This is a genomic window from Streptomyces sp. NBC_00984, assembly GCF_045162475.1.
Lineage (GTDB): Bacteria > Actinomycetota > Actinomycetes > Streptomycetales > Streptomycetaceae > Streptomyces.
Map to the genome: position 1 here is coordinate 2,704,987 of NZ_CP108734.1, position 16,687 is coordinate 2,721,673.

The following is a 16,687-nucleotide window of genomic DNA, read 5'->3' on the forward strand; positions in this document are numbered from 1 at the left end:
CTCCACACCTCTCGGTTAGAGCAGCACTCTAACTCACGGTTAGAGCGGCACTCCAAGGATGTGAGAGGGCACACTCCGGAAAGCTGGCGGACGTGTCCGGGCGCATACGAAAGCCGCGCCCGGCGGTCGTCGGCTCCCGCGGGGTCCCGCCGGTGCCGGCCCGGCTCAGTCGCGGCGGATGAGCTCCGGATCGATACGGCGCCCGACCAAGGGCCAGGTGCCCACCGTCGCGAGCACGAGGACGCCGGCCATGGCGGCCACCAGCAGGGGGACCCCCGCGCCGTCCCAGAAGATCTCGCCACCGCCCGTGATCAGGTAGGCGGACTCGGCGGCCTTGCCTGCCACCAGCGCGAGAACGAGACCGATGGCGAGCGGCAGGAGCACCTGTGTGCACTGGACCAGCCGCAGGGTGCGCGCCCGCGCTCCGAGCAGGGCGAGCGCCGTCACCTGCGGGCGGCGTTCCACGGCCCGGTCGGTGACGGAGACAAGGAACGCCGCGACGCCGATGACCAGACCCATCACCATGCCGAGCGCGAGCAGTGTCTCGATGACGGTGATCTGCTGGAGACCGTCGATGTTGATGCCGGCCGGGTCGACGTCGGCGGTCGGTGCGATGGCGCCGATACGGTCGAGGACCGCGCGCACACTCGCGGGGTCGGAAGCGCCGGCGAGGACGAGCCTGCCGGAGACCGGCTTCGCGTGCGCCGGGAGCGCCGAGGGGGGTACGAGCAGGCCGGGACTGGGCAAGTTGGTGACATCGAAGCCGTCGAACAGCACGGTGGCGCGCGGCACTTCGACCTTCAGTGAGGTCTGCCGCCCAGCCGCCGTCAGGAGGAAGGTGGAGGTGGTGAGCGGCTGATCCGAGACCTGCGGGTCGCTGAGGCGGAGCACCTCGCCCTCGACGCAGCCCTCGGCGTGCCGAACCAGCTTCGCGAACTGGGCGCAGGTGGCGACCAGAGCCGGGGCCTGCGCGTCGGACGCGGCATCGGGATCCGTCCGCGGCTCCATGACGAGGGCGTGCGCGGCCACGCCGGGAATGTCGCGCAGTCGCCGCTGCTGGTCCTCGGTGAGCCGGGACTGCGACAGGCTGTACTCCTGCGACGGCGAGTCGTTGTGGGTGATCTGGCGTTCCTCCACCAGGACGCCCTGGGCGAGCGACGCGGAGAAGACCAGCAGGACCAGGCCGGTGACCACACGCATGGCACTGCCGGGTTCGACTTCGTTGCGCCGCATGGCCATGCTGAGCGCGAGACTGCCCGACCGGGCGAGCCGCCTGGCCAGCGTGTACGAGAGCAGCGGCATCACCATGACGAGTCCGGCCCCGGTAAGCAGCACGCCCGCGGGAACCAGGAGGGAGTTCATACCGGTGCTCTGCGCCGGGTGGTCGGTGAAACCGGTCGCGCAGTATCCGGCGACGAGGCCGAGCCCGGCAATGAGCAGGAGGCCGCCCCAGAGGCGGGGCGCGCGCGGCGCCGCGGTGCGCCGGGTACTGAGCGGGTCGGCCGCCGCCGTGCGGGCACTGGCCCGGCCGACGAACCAGGCGAGGGCCGGACAGCCGATCAGACAGACGGCGATGGTGGAGGCGGACAGCGAACCGTCGTCCGGATACCACTTGAGGCCGGGCAGTCCGGTCCTGGCCATGATCTGGTTGAGCACCCAGAACTCACCGAGACCGAGTGCGGCACCGAAGAGCGCCGCGACCACGGTCTCCGCCGCGTTGACGCGTTGCGTGCCCCTGCGGCTGAGGCCGAGCAGACGCAAGGCCGCGAGGCGCCGGTTGCGGCTGGCCGCCGAGAGCTTGGCGCAGACGGAGAGGAAGACGGCCAGGGGCAGCAGGACGAGCGCGGCGAGCGTGAAGCGCAGGATGTCGAGGGTGGAGGCTTCGACGGCCGTGGTGGGGGGATGCTCGGAACCGAAGCTCTTCAACGCGCGTGCCTCGGGGCCGAGTCGATCCCTGCTGGTGCCGACGTAGGCGTACAGCTCGTTGGGATCGGTCAGACCGGCAGGCCCGATCAGGCCCTCTTCCCGGCCGGGCAGCAGTCCCCTCAGTCCGGGCTCGCGCCGGAGCTGATCGCGCAGCGCGGGAGAGACGAACACCTCGCCGGGGCCCGGCAGCGCGCTCAGGCCGGGTGGCGGCTCCGGGGTGTCGTCCGTGCCGCGCGCGACGAAGACACGACTGAACGGCTTGGAGCCGTGCGGGTCGGAGCGCTGGAGCACGAGAGTGGGCTGCCCGGCCTTCTTGCCCACGAAGACTTGGGGTTCCCGGTCGGCGGATCGGCCGTCGTGGGCGTCGAGGATCGCCGGGATCGTGAGGACGAGTGCGAGGCAGCACACCCCGAGCGACCCGCCCAGCAGCATCAGCAGGAATCGCGCCCGGTTGCCGCGCCCGGATCCGAACAGCAGCCGAAGGCCGAGGCTGAACTCCCTCATGATTACTGGCCCTTCGGATCGAGTACGCCGTCGGCCATCGTGTAGCGCCGGTCGGCCCGGGCGGCGACCGCCGGGTCGTGGGTGACCAGGAGGACGGCGGTGCCCTGCGAGCGGGCCAGCTCCAGGAATTCCTGCAGGACGGTGGCCGCGTTGGCACTGTCCAGCGAGCCGGTCGGTTCGTCGGCGAAGACGACGGCCGGCCGGTGCACGAGCGCCCGTGCCACGGCCACGCGCTGGCTCTGGCCGCCGGACACCTGTGAGGGACGCCGCTCGCGCAACTCGGCCATGCCGAGGCGGTCGAGTACCTCGGCAGCCGCCTGGAGTGCCGGACGCTTGCGCTGTCCGGCGAGTCGGAGCGGCAGGGCGGTGTTCTCCTCGATGGTCAGCTCGGGGAGCAGTTCGGCGTACTGGAAGACGAAACCGAATCGCTCGCGGCGCAGCGTGCTGATGTCCTCGTCGTCGAGTTCGTCGTACGCGCGGCCCTCGAACCGCACCTGTCCGCGGACGGGCGGCAGCACCCCCGCGAGGCAGTACAGGAGCGAGGACTTGCCGGATCCGCTGGCGCCGGTGATGGCCGCGATCTCGCCGCGGGCCAGGGACAGATGGACGTCCCGGACGGCGAGCGTGGAGCCGTAGGAGAGGTCGACTCCCTTGGCGCTGAGCACTTCTGACGTACTGATCGCTTCCCCCAAGAGGCGAAAGGCCCGGGGCGAAGCCCCGGGCCGGTGGTGTGCGGGTCGGCCGACTACCGCTTGTAGTGCTTGGTCACCGAGCAATTGTCCGGGTGGAACGAGCCGCGGTCACGACAGGCACGGATCCAGGCGTCGCTGGTGTACCGGGCAGCACCGTCGTACGTGTAGTAGTCCTTGTGGACGGTCTTCTTCTGCTTGCCGTTGTAGCGGTTCCAGCTGTAGCCCTCGACCTTGACCTGGACATAGACGTTGTGACCATCGCCCGCGGAGGTGTCCTGGAGATCGCCCTTCCAGTGGAAGGCTCCGTACTTGGCGCCGGGCGCCTCGAACTTGTAGTCGCCATTCTTGAACTTGACACCGGAACTCGACAGGGTCGGGATCTTGTGCCACGAGGCGGCGGCTTGGACATTCCCATTCGCACTTGCGAAAGAGACTCCCGCGCCCGCGACAAAGAGTCCGGTGGCGAGCACGCCGACGGCCAGCTTTCGATTCACTGTGTTCTCCCCGTTTACGATGATCCGTTCGCGTTGGATCGCGAACTCCGGCACACTAACACGGCGGATCTATGGGGCAGTTGGATTTTTGACGAGCCGATGCGAGACGGAGTTTCACTCTGTCGCCGCTCTGTGCGGGCTCGGCAATCATTGCGCGAACACCCCGCTTGACCCGCTCGAACCGTCTAGCGTGGGACACAGGAAGGTATGCAACTGCACAGCAATGCCAGGAATGATCCAAGGCCCCGCCACCCCGCCCCGTCCCACGGAGCGCTCCTGCCACCGGGCAGCGGTGCCGTCCGGCAGGAGGCAGCCGACGGTGCGCACGCATGACGCGCGAAGGCCGCGCCCGGCGAACAGCCGGGCGCGGCCTTCGTACGTGCAGGGTCTGGACCGAGGCATCCCGTCCGGACCTCCGCGACCCGCGACAACGCGGTGAGCCGGCGTGCGTGCCGGACCCCGGCCATGATCCGCCGGACAGGCTCTCAGCCCAGGGGGTGCATCCAGCCGTGGGTGTCCTCGGCGACGCCGCGCTGGATGTCCAGCAGGCGCTCGCGCAGCTTCATCGTGACCTGTCCGGGCGTGCCGTCGCCCTGGACCCACTCGCCGCCCTCGGACTTGACGGTGCCGACCGGGGTGATGACGGCGGCGGTGCCGCAGGCGAAGACCTCGGTGAGGGTGCCGTTCGCGGTGTCGTCGCGCCACTGGTCGATGGAGACGCGGCCCTCCTCGGACTCGAAGCCGAGGTCGCGGGCGACCTTGAGCAGCGAGTCACGGGTGACACCGGCGAGCAGGGAGCCGGTCAGGGCCGGGGTGACGATCTTGTTCCCGTACACGAAGTACAGGTTCATGCCGCCGAGCTCCTCGACCCACTTGTGCTCGACCGCGTCGAGGTAGGCGACCTGGTCGCAGCCCTTCTCGGCGGCCTCGGCCTGGGCGAGGAGGGACGCGGCGTAGTTGCCGCCGGTCTTGGCGTCGCCCATGCCGCCGGGGACGGCGCGCACCCGGTTCTCGGAGAGCCAGATCGAGACCGGCTTCACACCGCCGGGGAAGTACGCACCGGCCGGCGAGGCGATCACCAGGAACAGGTACTCGTTGGCGGGCCGCACACCGAGACCGACCTCGGTCGCGATCATGAACGGGCGCAGGTAGAGGGACTCCTCGCCGCCGTGCGCCGGAACCCAGGCCTCATCCTGCTTGACGAGCGCGTCGCAGGCCGCGATGAACGTCTCGACGGGCAGCTCGGGCATGGCCAGCCGACGGGCGGACGCCTGGAAGCGCTTGGCGTTGGCCTCGGGACGGAAGGTGGCGACCGAACCGTCGGGCTGGCGGTACGCCTTGAGGCCCTCGAAGATCTCCTGCCCGTAGTGCAGGGTCATGTTGGCGGGATCGATCGAGAGCGGTGCGTACGGCACGAGCTGGGCGTCGTGCCAGCCGAGGCCCTCGGTCCACCTGATCGTCACCATGTGATCGGTGAAGCGGCGGCCGAATCCGGGGTTGACCATGCTCGCCTCGCGCTCCGCGTCGGACAGCGGGTTCGAGGAGGGCTTGAGCTCGATCGTGGGCGTCGTCATGAGTGCGTGTCCTTCACCGTTTGTGTGTGTTGGACCGCGCTCACGCCGCTCCTGCCAGACAGGTGCTAGGACGTCCGAGCTTTGTTGCGAGCCACGGCCCCGTTCGATTATCGCTCCCGGGTGGCCGTGCACGAAACGACGTGTTTGCGGTCCAGTGGTCGATGGTGGCACCCGGGGCCGCACAGGTGAAGCCGCCGGGTGCGGCTGCTACCCGGCGGCTTCGAAACGGAGTCGTCGGGTCAGTTCGCTACGCGTACCGCGAGCGCGTCGCCGATCTGGTCGGTCGTACGACTCGTCACCCCTCCCCCAGAGCCCGAAAGGCCTGGGAGGTACCCCCCTCGCTCCGCGAGATCGGCGGAGACGGCGTCCTCGATGCGCACGGCCTCGGCCTCGTAGCCGAGGTGGCGCAGCAGGAGGGCGACGGAGAGGATCGTGGCCGTCGGGTCGGCCTTGCCCTGGCCCGCGATGTCGGGGGCGGAGCCGTGGACCGGCTCGAACATCGACGGGAAGGTGCCCGTCGGGTTGATGTTGCCGGACGCGGCCAGGCCGATGCCGCCGGTCACGGCAGCGGCGAGGTCGGTGAGGATGTCGCCGAAGAGGTTGTCGGTGACGATGACGTCGAAGCGCTCCGGCTGGGTGACGAAGAAGATCGTCGCGGCGTCGACGTGCAGATAGTCGGTGGTGACCTCGGGGTACTCGGTCGCGACCTGGTCGAAGATGTTCTTCCACATGTGGCCGGCGTACACGAGGACGTTGTTCTTGTGCACCAGCGTCAGCTTCTTGCGCGGGCGGGCGTTCGCCCGCTCGAACGCGTCACGGACGACGCGCTCGACGCCGTACGCGGTGTTCACGCTGACCTCGGTGGCAACCTCGGCCGGCGTACCGGTGCGCAGCGAGCCGCCGTTGCCCGTGTACGGGCCCTCGGTGCCCTCCCGGACGACGACGAAATCGATGTCCGGGCGGCCGGCCAGCGGGGTCGCGGTGTTCGGGAACAGCTTGGACGGCCGCAGGTTGATGAAGTGGTCGAAGGCGAACCGCAGCTTCAGCAGGAGCCCGCGCTCCAGGACGCCCGAGGGCACGGAGGGGTCGCCGATCGCGCCGAGCAGGATGGCGTCGTGGCCCTTGAGGGCTTCGAGCTCCGCGTCCGGGAGGGTTTCACCGGTGCGGTGCCAGCGCCGGGCACCAAGGTCGTACTCCTTGGTCTCCAGCTTCACGTCCTGCGGGAGAACAGCGTTGAGGACCTTGAGGCCCTGGGCCACGACCTCCTGGCCGATACCGTCACCGGGGATCACTGCGAGATTGAGGCTGCGAGACATGTCCGCACCTTACTGCGCGTCCCATCCCATGACACGTAACGTCCACCATACGGACACATGGGCAGCTGTACGTGTACCGTTCACCTACTCGACGGTACGGAGTCGGGCAACGGGTGGATGTTCTGGTCCATGGACATCCCCCGTTTCGGAATCCCCGAGAAGCGCGCCGACCGCATGAGCATGGCAGAGCAGCACGACTACCTGCGCGCCCGGCTGACCCGGCGCGGCGTGCTGCGCACGAGCGTGGCGACCGCGGCCGTCGCCGGCGCCGGTCTCGGCACCGGGCTCGCCGCCTCGCCCGCCTACGCCGCCCCCACCGTGCCCGCCTCGCGCCGCACCTCCACCCAGGTGGACGGTTCGCCGGTGGCGCCGTTCGGCCGACACCTGGCCTACGGCGCCGACCCGAGGACGCAGAAGGCGCTGTACAACTTCCCGGTGCCGGACACCTACGAGGGACACGTCCAGGATCTGGACAGCGTGGACACGTACCACGCGGTCAAGGGCGGCGGAAAGGCTACCGAGACCGTGGAGTGGTCCCGGGTGCGCTACACCGGCTTCTCGTTCCTGGCAGTGGAGGTGGAGCCCGGCCGGCACGCCCGGATGAAGGTCACCGCGCTCGCCGAGTCGGGCGAGCGCATCGACCACTTCGAGATCAGGCGGGGCTGAGGCGAACCGGTCTCAGTGACCGGTGGAACCGCCGTTGTCCCTGCGGTCGAGGGCGCGCTGCAGGGCAGCGGCGGCATTCCGGCGCTCCGACTCGGTCGGGCGGGGGGTGTGACGGACACGGCGAACAGTGGTCTGGACCATGATGGATCGACTCCTTGAGATCGCGAGGATTTCGAGATCGAACATCGTGAAGATGATTTCGAGATCGGGATTTCGAGGCGCCGGAGGGGCGGGGAGCGGGCGCCGCAGGGGTTGCCTGCACAAGGGCGCGCACTCACGACCGCCATTCGCTGGATCTAGCGTGACGTTCGGCTTCTACAAAGCTAGGGCAGCTCGGCCGGTCTGTCTCCACAATTACTCGGACTTCCTACTATCTGAGACGGAGGTTTGGGCCCGCCCGCCCGCGCCACCCGGACGAGAACTCGGATTTCCGGCGATCGTGCCTGGTCAGGGACGGTGACACGGCCGACGGGCCGCGTCCGGCGCCCCCTTCGCGCAGATGTCGCTCACATCACGTCCCCGTCCCGCCAGTCGAAGACCAGCGTCCCGGAGCCGGCGGGCAGCACCCGGCCGGCCGCGCCACGGACGTAGGTGCTGCCCTCCTCGTCCGGCAGCCGCTCCACCCCGTACCGCGCCTGTACGGCGATCCGCCCCGGCCACACCCGCCAGCCGCGCCCGGCGTACAGCGCCGCCCCGGCGGCCGACGCGGACAGGGCGCCGAACGCGTACGCCCCGTCGACGACCTCCTCCAGCGCGGCCATGATCCGCCCGCCGAGCCCTTCCCGGCGCCGGTCCGCGCGGACCGCCACGGCCTCCACGTAGCCGATCCGGTACGAGCGGCCCAGGTGGACGACCCGGCGCTGGATCACGCTGCCGTGCGCCAGCAGCCCGCTGCTGTCGCGCACGCACGCGTGGATGCCGCCGAGGCCGTGGTCCCAGTCGTCGTCGCTGAAGTCGCCCTCGAAGGCGGTGTCCAGCAGCGCGCGGATCTCGTCGAGTGCGGCCGGGGCCAGTCGGCTGGTGTGTGCGGTACGCAGGATCGCCTCGGTCATACGCCCCAGCCTCTCAGGCACCACGGCCATCAGGTACTCAGTCGGCATATGAGTACCTGCCACGTTTCGAAAGACTGTGCGTCGCAAGAGAGTTGGGCCCATGAACGGCCTCTACGCTCTCAAGCCCTGGTACGCGGACCGGCTCTCCGGTGTCCGTGCCTCGCTGGTCCGCCGTGAGGTGTCGCCCGACACTCTCACCGCGGCCGGTGTGGTCTCGGCGGCCGGTGCCGCCGCCGCGCTGGCCTGGCTGCCCACCGGCCTCGCCGCCCTGCCGGTCGCCCTGCTGCTCGCCGCCCGGCTCGCCTTCGCCAACCTGGACGGCGCGCTGGCCCGCGACACGGGCCGGACGACCAGGCGCGGCGCGGTGCTCAACGAACTCGGCGACCGGGTGGCGGATCTGGTCGTGCTGGCCGGTTTCCTGGCGCTCGCCCCGCTGTGGCTGGTGGCGGTGGCCGGGCTCGCGGCGACGCTGCCGTCCTGGGTGTCGCTGGCCGGGGCGGCGGCGGGCGCGCCCCGGCGCAACGGCGGCCCGGTCGGCAAGACCGAGCGCTGCCTGCTGGTCGTGGTCGCGGCGGCGAGCGGCTGGACCGTGCCCGTCCTGATCGTGATCGCGGCCGGTTCGCTGCTCACCGCGGCGGTCCGGCTGGCGGGCCTGTGGCGGGAGCCGGCATGAGCGCCGTACTGATCGCCGAGGAGGCCGCGGCGCGGGCCGTGCCGCTGGTCGCGGGGGTGCTGGGGGCGGGCGGTGTCGCCGTCGCCGTGCTGCCGTCGAAGGTCCGGATGCGGGCCGAACTGCGCAAGCGGTGGCGTACCTGGGCGCTGGTGGCGCCGGTCTTCCTGGGGGCGTACTTCCTGGGCGGCGGCGGGACGTTCGCGCTGGCCGCGGGGCTCGGGGTGGTCGCGGCGGGCGAGTTCGCGCGGATGGCGGGGCTGCGCCGGGGCGACCTCGCGGTGCTCGTGGCGGCCTCGGTGGCACTCCCCGCGCTGGCGTGGCTGGCGCCGCGGCTCCTCGACGTCCGGGCGGCGGCGCTGCTGCTGGTCGCGGCCGCGCTCGTGCCGGTGCTGGGCGGGGACGACCGGGCCGGCTTCACCCGCACCGCGCGTACCGCCTTCGGGCTGCTGTGGATCCCGGTCGCCCTGACCGGTCTGGTGACGCTCGGGGACGCGGGTGTCGCGGTGGGGCTCGCGGTGGCGCTCGGCGATGTCGGCGCCTGGTGCGGCGGCACGGCCCTGGGCCGCCGGGGCCCGCTCGCCCGGCCGCTGTCGCCGCTCTCCCCCAACAAGACCTGGGCGGGGGTGCTCGGTGCGGCGGTGGCGACGGCCGCGGGGCTGCTCGTGCTCGGCGAGTTCGCGTTCCCGCTGTGGGCCGCGGTGCTCGGCGGCTGTGTCCTCGGCGACCTGATCGAATCGATGGTCAAGCGCGAGTCGGGGGTGAAGGACGCGGGCAGCTGGCTGCCCGGCTTCGGCGGCCTCCTCGACCGGATCGACTCCCTGCTGGTGGCCCTTCTCCTGGCGATGGTGATGACATGACCCCCACCCCTGCCCGCGTCCGCGAGCGGGTCGCGCTGCCCGTACGCTCCCGGTTCACCGCCGCGCTCCGGCGCGGTCTGTGGTGGGGCGTCCTCAGCCTCACCGGCGGGGTGGAACGGCGCGGCCGGCTGCCGCGCGGCGGCTGTGTCGTCGTCGCCAACCACTCCTCGCACGCGGACACGGCGGCGCTCCTCGCCGCGCTCGACGCCCGGCACACCCCGGCGATCGGCGCGGCGGCCGACTACTGGTTCGCCTCGCCGTGGCGGCGCCGGATCTGCCGCAGGCTCGCGGCCGGATTCCCGGTGCGGCGCGGTGGCGGCGGCATGGACGACCTGCTGTCCATGGCGGACGAGCTGCGCTCCGGCCGGGCGGTCGTCCTGTTCCCGGAGGGGACCCGGGGCAAGGACGGCGAGCTGGGCTCCTTCCATCGCGGCGCACTGGTCCTGGCCGAGCGGGCCGGGGTCCCGGTCGTACCGGTCGGGATCGCGGGCACGGACCGGCTGCTCCCCAAGCACGGACGGCTGCGCTCGGCGCTGGTGCGCGTGTCGATCGGTGACCCGCTGCCGTCGGCAACCGGTCCCCGGGAGGCGCGCGACGCGGTGGTCGCCCTGCACGCGCGCACGGTCGCCGAGCCGCTGAAGGACTCCGCGACGCGGCGCCGGGTGGCCGCGGTCGTGACCTCGCGCCGGGGCGTCGCACTGGCCTTCTGCTGGGCGCTGGCGGAGGCGCTGAGCTGGCCGCTGATGCCCGAGCTGCTGCTGGCCGCGGTGTGTGTGGCGGTGCCGCGGGCGGCGCCGAGGATGTCGCTGGGCGCGCTCGCCGGCAGCCTGGCCGGCGGCCTGCTCGCCCTTCAGCTGGCCGCCGCGGGCGTGCACCTGCCCGCTCCGCTGACCACCGACCGGATGCGGGAGGAGGTCCGGGCCGAGCTCGCCGTGGAGGGTGCGTCCGCGGTGCGGCACCAGCCGTGGAACGGCATTCCGTTCAAGGTGTACGGGGCCGGGGCGGGCCGCGCCGGGGTCCCCGCGCTCGACTGGCTCGCCGCGTCGGCGACGGCACGGGGTTCCCGAACGCTCACCGTGGGGCTCGGCTTCGCCGCCCTCGGTCTGCTGATGCGCCGCCACCGCCGCCGGTACGGCCGCTATCTGGTCCTGCTGGGCGGCGGGTTCACGGCGGGGCTCTCGCTGATCGTCGCGGGCTGGAGCTGACCGGACACTGACCGACGGGCGTACCGGTTCTGTCCGACGGCACCCTGGTCCGGACCAGTCCTCGCCCGCCACACTGCCGACATGTCCGACACCACAGCCGTACCCCCGCAGTGGACGCCCATCCATGGCGCGCCCTACCAGCCGGTCCCCTACCGTCCCGAACGGATCGCGGCCGACGAGTCGCTCGCACGTGCCGCCCGTCTGCGACAGGCGATGGCCGGGCGCAGAACCGTACGCCGGTTCTCGTCCGATCCCGTTCCCGAGCAGGTCGTGAAGGACGCGATCGTCTGTGCCGCGACCGCCCCGTCCGGCGCACATCAGCAGCCGTGGACCTTCGTCCTGGTCAAGGACCCGGACGTACGCCGGCGCATCCGCGAGGCGGCCGAGCACGAGGAGCGGATCAGTTACGACGGCAGGCTCGGCGAGGAGTGGCTGGCGGCGCTGCGACCGCTGGGCACGGATGCGGTCAAGGCCCATATGACGGACGCCCCGGCCCTGGTCGTGGTCTTCCAGCAGCGGTACTGGGTGGGCGAGGACGGCACCAGGCACAAGCACTACTACGTCGACGAGTCGGTCGGTATCGCCGTCGGCATGCTGCTCTCGGCCCTGCACCTCTCGGGCCTGGCGGCGCTGATCCACACGCCGAGCCCGATGCGGTTCCTGCGCGAGGTGCTGGACCGCCCGGCGAACGAGAAGGCGTTCGCGGTGATTCCGGTCGGGTATCCGGCCGACGACTGCCAGGTGCCCGGCCTGGTGCGGAAGTCGCTGGATCAGGTGCTCAAGGAGGTCTGACGCCCTCGGCGGACCGGCGGAACCGGCCCCCGGAATGGAAACCGCCTCCCGGCCGGCAGGGGAACCGGGCGGGAGGCGGAATTCGTGGCGGGGCGCCGGGGTGGGGCGCCCCGAGGGGTGTCAGCCCTGGTGGGGGTAGGTGTAGTCGGTCGGCGGAACCAGCGTCTCCTTGATGGCCCGGGTCAGGGTCCAGCGCTGCAGGTTCTGCGGGGCGCCCGCCTTGTCGTTCGTACCCGAGGCACGGCCGCCACCGAAGGGCTGCTGGCCGACGACGGCACCGGTCGACTTGTCGTTGATGTAGAAGTTGCCCGCGGCGTACCGCAGCTTCTCCATCGTGTACGCGGCCGCGGCGCGGTCGTTCGCGATGACGGAGCCGGTCAGCGCGTAGTCGGAGACCGACTCCATCTGCTCCAGCATCTCGTCGTACTTGTCGTCCTCGTAGACGTGCACGGCGAGGATCGGGCCGAAGTACTCGGTCGTGAAGACCTCGTTGGCCGGGTCGCTGCACTCGATGACGGTCGGGCGGACGAAGTAACCCACCGAGTCGTCGTACGTACCGCCCGCGACGATCGTGCAGCTCGGGTCGGACGCGGCACGGTCGATCGCGGCCTTGTTCTTGGCGAACGAGCGGTCGTCGATGACGGCGCCGATGAAGTTCGACAGGTCGGTGACATCACCCATGCTGATGGCGTCGACCTCGGCGGCGAACTTCTCCTTGAAACCGGAGTTCCAGATGGAGGCCGGGACGTAGGCACGGGAGGAGGCCGAGCACTTCTGGCCCTGGAACTCGAAGGAGCCACGGGTCAGCGCGGTCTTCAGGACGGCGTGGTCGGCCGACGGGTGGGCGACGACGAAGTCCTTGCCGCCGGTCTCGCCGACGAGCCGCGGGTAGGTGCGGTAGTTGGCGATGTTGGTGCCGACCGTCTTCCACAGGTGCTGGAAGGTGGGGGTCGAGCCGGTGAAGTGGATGCCGGCCAGGTCGCGGTGGTTCAGGGCCACCTCGGAGACGGCGATGCCGTCACCGGTCACCAGGTTGATGACACCCTTGGGCAGACCGGCCTCTTCCAGGAGCTGCATCAGCAGCACGGCGGCGTGGGTCTGCGTCGGGGACGGCTTCCACACCACGACGTTGCCCATGAGGGCGGGGGCGGTGGGCAGGTTGCCCGCGATGGCCGTGAAGTTGAACGGCGTGATCGCGTAGACGAAGCCCTCCAGCGGGCGGTGGTCCATGCGGTTCCACACGCCCGGCGAGTTGGCCGGGGGCTGCTCGGCGAGGATCTGGCGCGCGTAGTGCACGTTGAAGCGCCAGAAGTCGACGAGCTCGCAGGGGGTGTCGATCTCGGCCTGCTGCGCGGTCTTGGACTGGCCGAGCATCGTGGACGCGGCCAGCGTCTCGCGCCACGGGCCGGAGAGCAGCTCGGCGGCGCGCAGGATGATCGCGGCGCGGTCGTCGAAGGACATCGCGCGCCAGGCCGGGGCGGCGGCGAGCGCGGCGTCGATCGCGTCCTGCGCGTCCTTCTGCGTGGCGCCCGCGAACGTACCGATGACGGCCTTGTGGTTGTGCGGCTGCACGACGTCGAAGCGCTCGCCGCCACCCATCCGCTTCTCGCCACCGATGGTCATCGGAAGGTCGATCGGGTTCTCGGCGAGCTCCTTGAGCTTCACCTCCAGGCGGGCACGCTCCGGGGAGCCCGGGGCGTAGGAGTGGACCGGCTCGTTGACCGGCGCGGGGACCTGGGTCACAGCGTCCATGGGTTCCGTTGCTCCTTGGGTAGAGAGGTGGAGGGGGGCTCAGCCCTTGGTGAGGATGGAGCGGCCGAAGAACAGCAGGTTCGCCGGCTTCTCCGCGAGGCGGCGCATGAAGTAGCCGTACCAGTCGGTTCCGTACGCCGTGTAGACGCGCATCCGGTGGCCCTCGGCCGCGAGCCGGAGGTGCTCGTCGCTGCGGATGCCGTAGAGCATCTGGAACTCGTACTCGTCCAGTTTGCGCCCGGCCTTGCGGCCCAGCTCCTGGGCGATGGCGATCAGGCGGGGGTCGTGGGACCCGATCATCGGGTAGCCCGCGCCCTCCATGAGGGTCCGCAGGATGCGGACGTACGCCTTGTCGATCTCGGCCTTGTCCTGGTACGCGACGGAGGCAGGCTCCTTGTAGGCGCCCTTCACGAGGCGGACGCGGCTGCCGGCGGCGGCCAGGCGGCGGGCGTCGTCCTCGGTGCGGAACAGGTAGGCCTGGATCACACAGCCGGTCTGCGGGTAGTCCTTCCGCAGCTCCTCGTGGATGGCGAACATCGAGTCGAGGGTGGTGTGGTCCTCGGCGTCCAGCGTGACCGTGGTGCCGATCTCGGCGGCGGCCTCGACGACCGGGCGGACATTGGCGAGCGCCAGCTCGTGGCCGCCGGGGAATCGAGCAGAGAGCCCGGAGGGCTCTCCGTCGAGGGTGGCGGCGGGCGACGGGAGGGACTGGCCGAACATGGAGAGCTTGACGGACATCTCGGCCTTGGTGCCCAGGCCCAGGTCCTTGAGGCGGCCGATCAGTTCGAGGTAGGCGTCGCGGGCGTCGGAGGCCTGCTCGGGGGTGGTGATGTCCTCGCCCACCACGTCGAGGGTGACTTCGAGGCCCTTGTCGGCGGCGTCCTCGATGATCGGGACGACCTGGTCGACGGTCTCACCGGCGATGAACCGGTCGACGACCTGCTTGGTGCCAGGTGCGGCCGAGATGAAACGGCGCATCTTGTCGCTGCGGGACGCGGCGAGAATCACGGGACCCAGCACGGGGCACCTCCACGGAAAGTACGAACGAAGGCCATACCGGAAATCGGGGAACAGACCGGTACAGCACGGAGAACCACCGTGAAATCTAAGGATCTCTCCGATCCTGTGCCATCGACAGCTGTCACGCATCCGTTCCCCGGTTCTCAGACATATGTCTGAAGGGGTGCGAGAATGGCCGGGTGAAGGGCGATTACCAGGAGCTGGTCGACGAGATCTCCGGGCTGCTCGGCGCCCCCGCGACGCTGGAGAACCGGGACTTCGGCCTGGTCGCCTTCGGCGCCCATGACAGCGACGACGACACCGCGATGGACCCGGTCCGCACCCGCTCGATCCTGACCCGCCGCTCCACACCCGCCGTCCGCGCCTGGTTCGAGGGCTTCGGCATCACCCGCGCCACCGGCCCGATCCGCATTCCGGCGGCCCCGGAGGCCGGGGTCTTCCGGGGCCGGATCTGTCTGCCGGTACGCCATCGGGGGGCCGTGCTGGGTTACGTCTGGCTGCTCGACGCGGACCCCGGGCCGACCGGCGAACAGCTGAAGGCGGCGATGGAGGTGGCGGCCCGGATCGGGGCGCTGCTCTCCGAGGAGGCGCGGGCGGGCACCGACCTGTCCCGGGAGTTCGGCGCGGCCCTGACCGCCGGGCGGGGCTGGCAGCGCGACATGGCGGTGGCCGCGCTGGACGAGGCGCTGGGGCCGGACGCGAAGGGGCTGCACACGCTGGTCTGCGTGGCCCCGTGGCCGGACGATCCGCCGTCGGTCCGTACGGTGCCGTCGACGGCGGCGCTCGCCCCGGTCCCCGTGACCGGGGGACTTCCCTCCCTGGCCGCGCTGGTCCGGCTGCGCTCCACCGATGTGCTCGACCCGGCGCTCCTGGCCGCGGACCGGCTGCGTGCCGCCGCGGGCCGGGGCACCACCGCCGGGATCGCGGCGCCCCGCCGGGGACTGGCGGACCTGGCCGCCGCCTGGCACGAGGCGGTGGCCGCCGCCCGCGCGGCGACGGCCGAGTCGCGGTTCGGCCCGGTCGTCGAGTGGTCGGCGATCGGGCCGTACCGGCTGCTGACCGCGCTCCCCGCGGAGGCGTCCGCCGACCCCGTGGTCCGTACCCTGCTCACCCCGCCGCACAAGGATCTGGCCCGCACCGCCGAGGTGTTCCTCGACTGCGCGGGCCAGGCGTCCCGGACGGCCGCCGCCCTCGGCGTCCACCGCCAGACGCTCTACTACCGGCTCTCCCGGATCCAGCAGCTCACCGGCCTCGATCTGAACGACGGCGAGGACCGGCTGCTGCTGCACATGGCGCTCAAAGGCGCACGGCTCGGGGGCTAAGGGCTGTCCCGTAATCCTGGCGGGCGTGCGACGACAGCTACGGCACCTCGCCGCGTTGTCGGAACGCCCGAATACACCCAGTATTCGGGCGTCCCTCCGCCTTGCGATGCACCGCATCCGACGCCGCACGCTGATCCACCAGGGATTACGGGACAGCCCTTAGGACCTCTCGTTTGGATCATGCCGGGCTCGCGGGGTCCTGCCCTGATCCAAACGAAAGACCCTGGGGCCGGTCCGCCCGGCCCTCCAGCATCACTTTCAGACCGTCCGTCAAGTCCTGTGCGGACGGGGCGGATTCGCTGTCCATCATCCACTGGACCATCACGCCCGCGAGCAGGGCCTGACAGAACAGCCCGGCCACCCGCGCCTTCTCCGGGTCCTTCTCCGGGTCGATGCCGAGCATGTTCTCGGCGAGCCCGTCGCGCCCCTCGCGCTGCGGGCCCATCAGGGCCTTCCGCAGCTCCGGGTCCTTGTCGATCCGGGAGACGACCTCCATCTGGAGCTGCCAGACGGACCGGGTCTCCGGGTAACTGTCGATCACCCGCTGCCAGGTGTCACGGAACTGGTCGAGCGGCGACCGGGGCTCTTCGCCGGCGTCCGCGCCCTCGTCCGGCTTCTCGGTGAGCACATCGCCCCACTCCTCCGTCACCTTGAGGAAGGCGAGGTTGAGCAGGGCCTCCTTGGAGCCGTAGTGGTAGCCGATGGAGGCGAGGTTCGTACCGGAGGCGGCCACGATGTCGCGTGCCGTCGTCCGGGCGTACCCCTTCTCCAGCAGGCAGCGCTTGGCGCCTTCGAGCAGATCCTCACGGTGTCCCATGACAGCAGCGTACCCGGCATGCAGA

General features: G+C 71.1%; 15 protein-coding genes and 1 pseudogene. 6 read left to right on the plus strand and 10 right to left on the minus strand.

Going from position 1 to position 16,687, the window contains the following annotated elements:
- Positions 1 to 165: 165 nt before the first annotated feature.
- The 5 genes from OG520_RS11660 to OG520_RS11680 form a co-directional block, all read right to left on the minus strand.
- Entirely contained in the window at positions 166 to 2,430 is a 2,265-nt protein-coding gene (locus tag OG520_RS11660) for an FtsX-like permease family protein (protein ID WP_406013120.1), read from the minus strand.
- Between the two features lie 2 nt (positions 2,431 to 2,432).
- Positions 2,433 to 3,095, minus strand: a complete 663-nt coding sequence (locus tag OG520_RS11665) for an ABC transporter ATP-binding protein (RefSeq protein WP_406013121.1) — start codon at positions 3,093 to 3,095, stop codon at positions 2,433 to 2,435.
- A gap of 80 nt (positions 3,096 to 3,175) precedes the next feature.
- Complete coding sequence (locus OG520_RS11670; protein ID WP_406013122.1) at positions 3,176 to 3,616, minus strand: hypothetical protein; 441 nt, start codon at positions 3,614 to 3,616, stop codon at positions 3,176 to 3,178.
- A gap of 485 nt (positions 3,617 to 4,101) precedes the next feature.
- Entirely contained in the window at positions 4,102 to 5,190 is a 1,089-nt protein-coding gene (locus tag OG520_RS11675) for a branched-chain amino acid aminotransferase (RefSeq protein ID WP_406013123.1), read from the minus strand.
- Between the two features lie 239 nt (positions 5,191 to 5,429).
- Complete coding sequence (locus OG520_RS11680) at positions 5,430 to 6,506, minus strand: 3-isopropylmalate dehydrogenase (RefSeq protein WP_399335571.1); 1,077 nt, start codon at positions 6,504 to 6,506, stop codon at positions 5,430 to 5,432.
- A 318-nt stretch (positions 6,507 to 6,824) separates the two neighbouring features.
- Between OG520_RS11680 and OG520_RS11685 the strand changes: the two are divergent.
- A pseudogene (locus OG520_RS11685) lies at positions 6,825 to 7,172 on the plus strand (phosphoesterase); the annotation flags it as partial.
- A 12-nt stretch (positions 7,173 to 7,184) separates the two neighbouring features.
- Here the strand turns inward: OG520_RS11685 and OG520_RS11690 are convergent.
- Positions 7,185 to 7,313 carry a hypothetical protein gene (locus OG520_RS11690; protein WP_266426945.1) on the minus strand — a complete coding sequence of 43 codons (129 nt, stop codon included), beginning with the start codon at positions 7,311 to 7,313 and terminating at the stop codon, positions 7,185 to 7,187.
- Positions 7,314 to 7,678: 365 nt separating this feature from the next.
- The gene (locus OG520_RS11695; protein ID WP_399335569.1) at positions 7,679 to 8,224 is read right to left on the minus strand and encodes a GNAT family N-acetyltransferase; all 546 of its coding nucleotides are present in this window, start codon (positions 8,222 to 8,224) and stop codon (positions 7,679 to 7,681) included.
- 100 nt (positions 8,225 to 8,324) lie between these two features.
- On the opposite strand from OG520_RS11695, the gene OG520_RS11700 reads away from it, so the two are divergent.
- The 4 genes from OG520_RS11700 to OG520_RS11715 all read left to right on the plus strand — a co-directional run bounded on the left by OG520_RS11700 (position 8,325) and on the right by OG520_RS11715 (position 11,751).
- Positions 8,325 to 8,897, plus strand: a complete 573-nt coding sequence (locus tag OG520_RS11700; RefSeq protein WP_406013124.1) for a CDP-alcohol phosphatidyltransferase family protein — start codon at positions 8,325 to 8,327, stop codon at positions 8,895 to 8,897.
- Complete coding sequence (locus OG520_RS11705) at positions 8,894 to 9,754, plus strand: phosphatidate cytidylyltransferase (RefSeq protein ID WP_399335565.1); 861 nt, start codon at positions 8,894 to 8,896, stop codon at positions 9,752 to 9,754. Before OG520_RS11700 ends, OG520_RS11705 begins: the two co-directional genes overlap by 4 nt.
- The gene (locus tag OG520_RS11710; RefSeq protein WP_406013125.1) at positions 9,751 to 10,959 is read left to right on the plus strand and encodes a lysophospholipid acyltransferase family protein; all 1,209 of its coding nucleotides are present in this window, start codon (positions 9,751 to 9,753) and stop codon (positions 10,957 to 10,959) included. Before OG520_RS11705 ends, OG520_RS11710 begins: the two co-directional genes overlap by 4 nt.
- 81 nt (positions 10,960 to 11,040) lie before the next feature.
- Positions 11,041 to 11,751 carry a nitroreductase family protein gene (locus OG520_RS11715; protein ID WP_406013126.1) on the plus strand — a complete coding sequence of 237 codons (711 nt, stop codon included), beginning with the start codon at positions 11,041 to 11,043 and terminating at the stop codon, positions 11,749 to 11,751.
- A gap of 120 nt (positions 11,752 to 11,871) precedes the next feature.
- Here the strand turns inward: OG520_RS11715 and pruA are convergent, their stop codons facing one another.
- Together pruA and OG520_RS11725 are read right to left on the minus strand one after the other, a co-directional pair.
- Positions 11,872 to 13,503 (minus strand): L-glutamate gamma-semialdehyde dehydrogenase, encoded by a 1,632-nt coding sequence (pruA, locus tag OG520_RS11720; protein ID WP_266426928.1) that lies wholly within the window; start codon positions 13,501 to 13,503, stop codon positions 11,872 to 11,874.
- 39 nt (positions 13,504 to 13,542) lie between these two features.
- Positions 13,543 to 14,523, minus strand: coding sequence for a proline dehydrogenase family protein (locus OG520_RS11725; RefSeq protein WP_406013127.1), 981 nt, complete (start codon positions 14,521 to 14,523; stop codon positions 13,543 to 13,545).
- Positions 14,524 to 14,702: 179 nt separating this feature from the next.
- On the opposite strand from OG520_RS11725, the gene OG520_RS11730 reads away from it, so the two are divergent.
- Complete coding sequence (locus OG520_RS11730) at positions 14,703 to 15,845, plus strand: PucR family transcriptional regulator (RefSeq protein WP_406013128.1); 1,143 nt, start codon at positions 14,703 to 14,705, stop codon at positions 15,843 to 15,845.
- Positions 15,846 to 16,023: 178 nt separating this feature from the next.
- On the opposite strand, the gene OG520_RS11735 is transcribed toward OG520_RS11730, so the two are convergent.
- Positions 16,024 to 16,662 carry a TetR/AcrR family transcriptional regulator gene (locus OG520_RS11735; protein ID WP_406013129.1) on the minus strand — a complete coding sequence of 213 codons (639 nt, stop codon included), beginning with the start codon at positions 16,660 to 16,662 and terminating at the stop codon, positions 16,024 to 16,026.
- Between the last annotated feature and the right edge of the window lie 25 nt (positions 16,663 to 16,687).

Coding starts and splice junctions, on each gene's coding strand:
- OG520_RS11660 (WP_406013120.1), bottom strand. CDS start 2,430: ATGAGGGAGTTCAGCCTCGGCCTTCGGCTGCTGTTCGGATCCGGGCGC.
- OG520_RS11675 (WP_406013123.1), bottom strand. CDS start 5,190: ATGACGACGCCCACGATCGAGCTCAAGCCCTCCTCGAACCCGCTGTCC.
- OG520_RS11680 (WP_399335571.1), bottom strand. CDS start 6,506: ATGTCTCGCAGCCTCAATCTCGCAGTGATCCCCGGTGACGGTATCGGC.
- OG520_RS11690 (WP_266426945.1), bottom strand. CDS start 7,313: ATGGTCCAGACCACTGTTCGCCGTGTCCGTCACACCCCCCGCCCGACC.
- OG520_RS11695 (WP_399335569.1), bottom strand. CDS start 8,224: ATGACCGAGGCGATCCTGCGTACCGCACACACCAGCCGACTGGCCCCG.
- OG520_RS11700 (WP_406013124.1), top strand. CDS start 8,325: ATGAACGGCCTCTACGCTCTCAAGCCCTGGTACGCGGACCGGCTCTCC.
- OG520_RS11705 (WP_399335565.1), top strand. CDS start 8,894: ATGAGCGCCGTACTGATCGCCGAGGAGGCCGCGGCGCGGGCCGTGCCG.
- OG520_RS11710 (WP_406013125.1), top strand. CDS start 9,751: ATGACCCCCACCCCTGCCCGCGTCCGCGAGCGGGTCGCGCTGCCCGTA.
- OG520_RS11715 (WP_406013126.1), top strand. CDS start 11,041: ATGTCCGACACCACAGCCGTACCCCCGCAGTGGACGCCCATCCATGGC.
- pruA (WP_266426928.1), bottom strand. CDS start 13,503: ATGGACGCTGTGACCCAGGTCCCCGCGCCGGTCAACGAGCCGGTCCAC.
- OG520_RS11735 (WP_406013129.1), bottom strand. CDS start 16,662: ATGGGACACCGTGAGGATCTGCTCGAAGGCGCCAAGCGCTGCCTGCTG.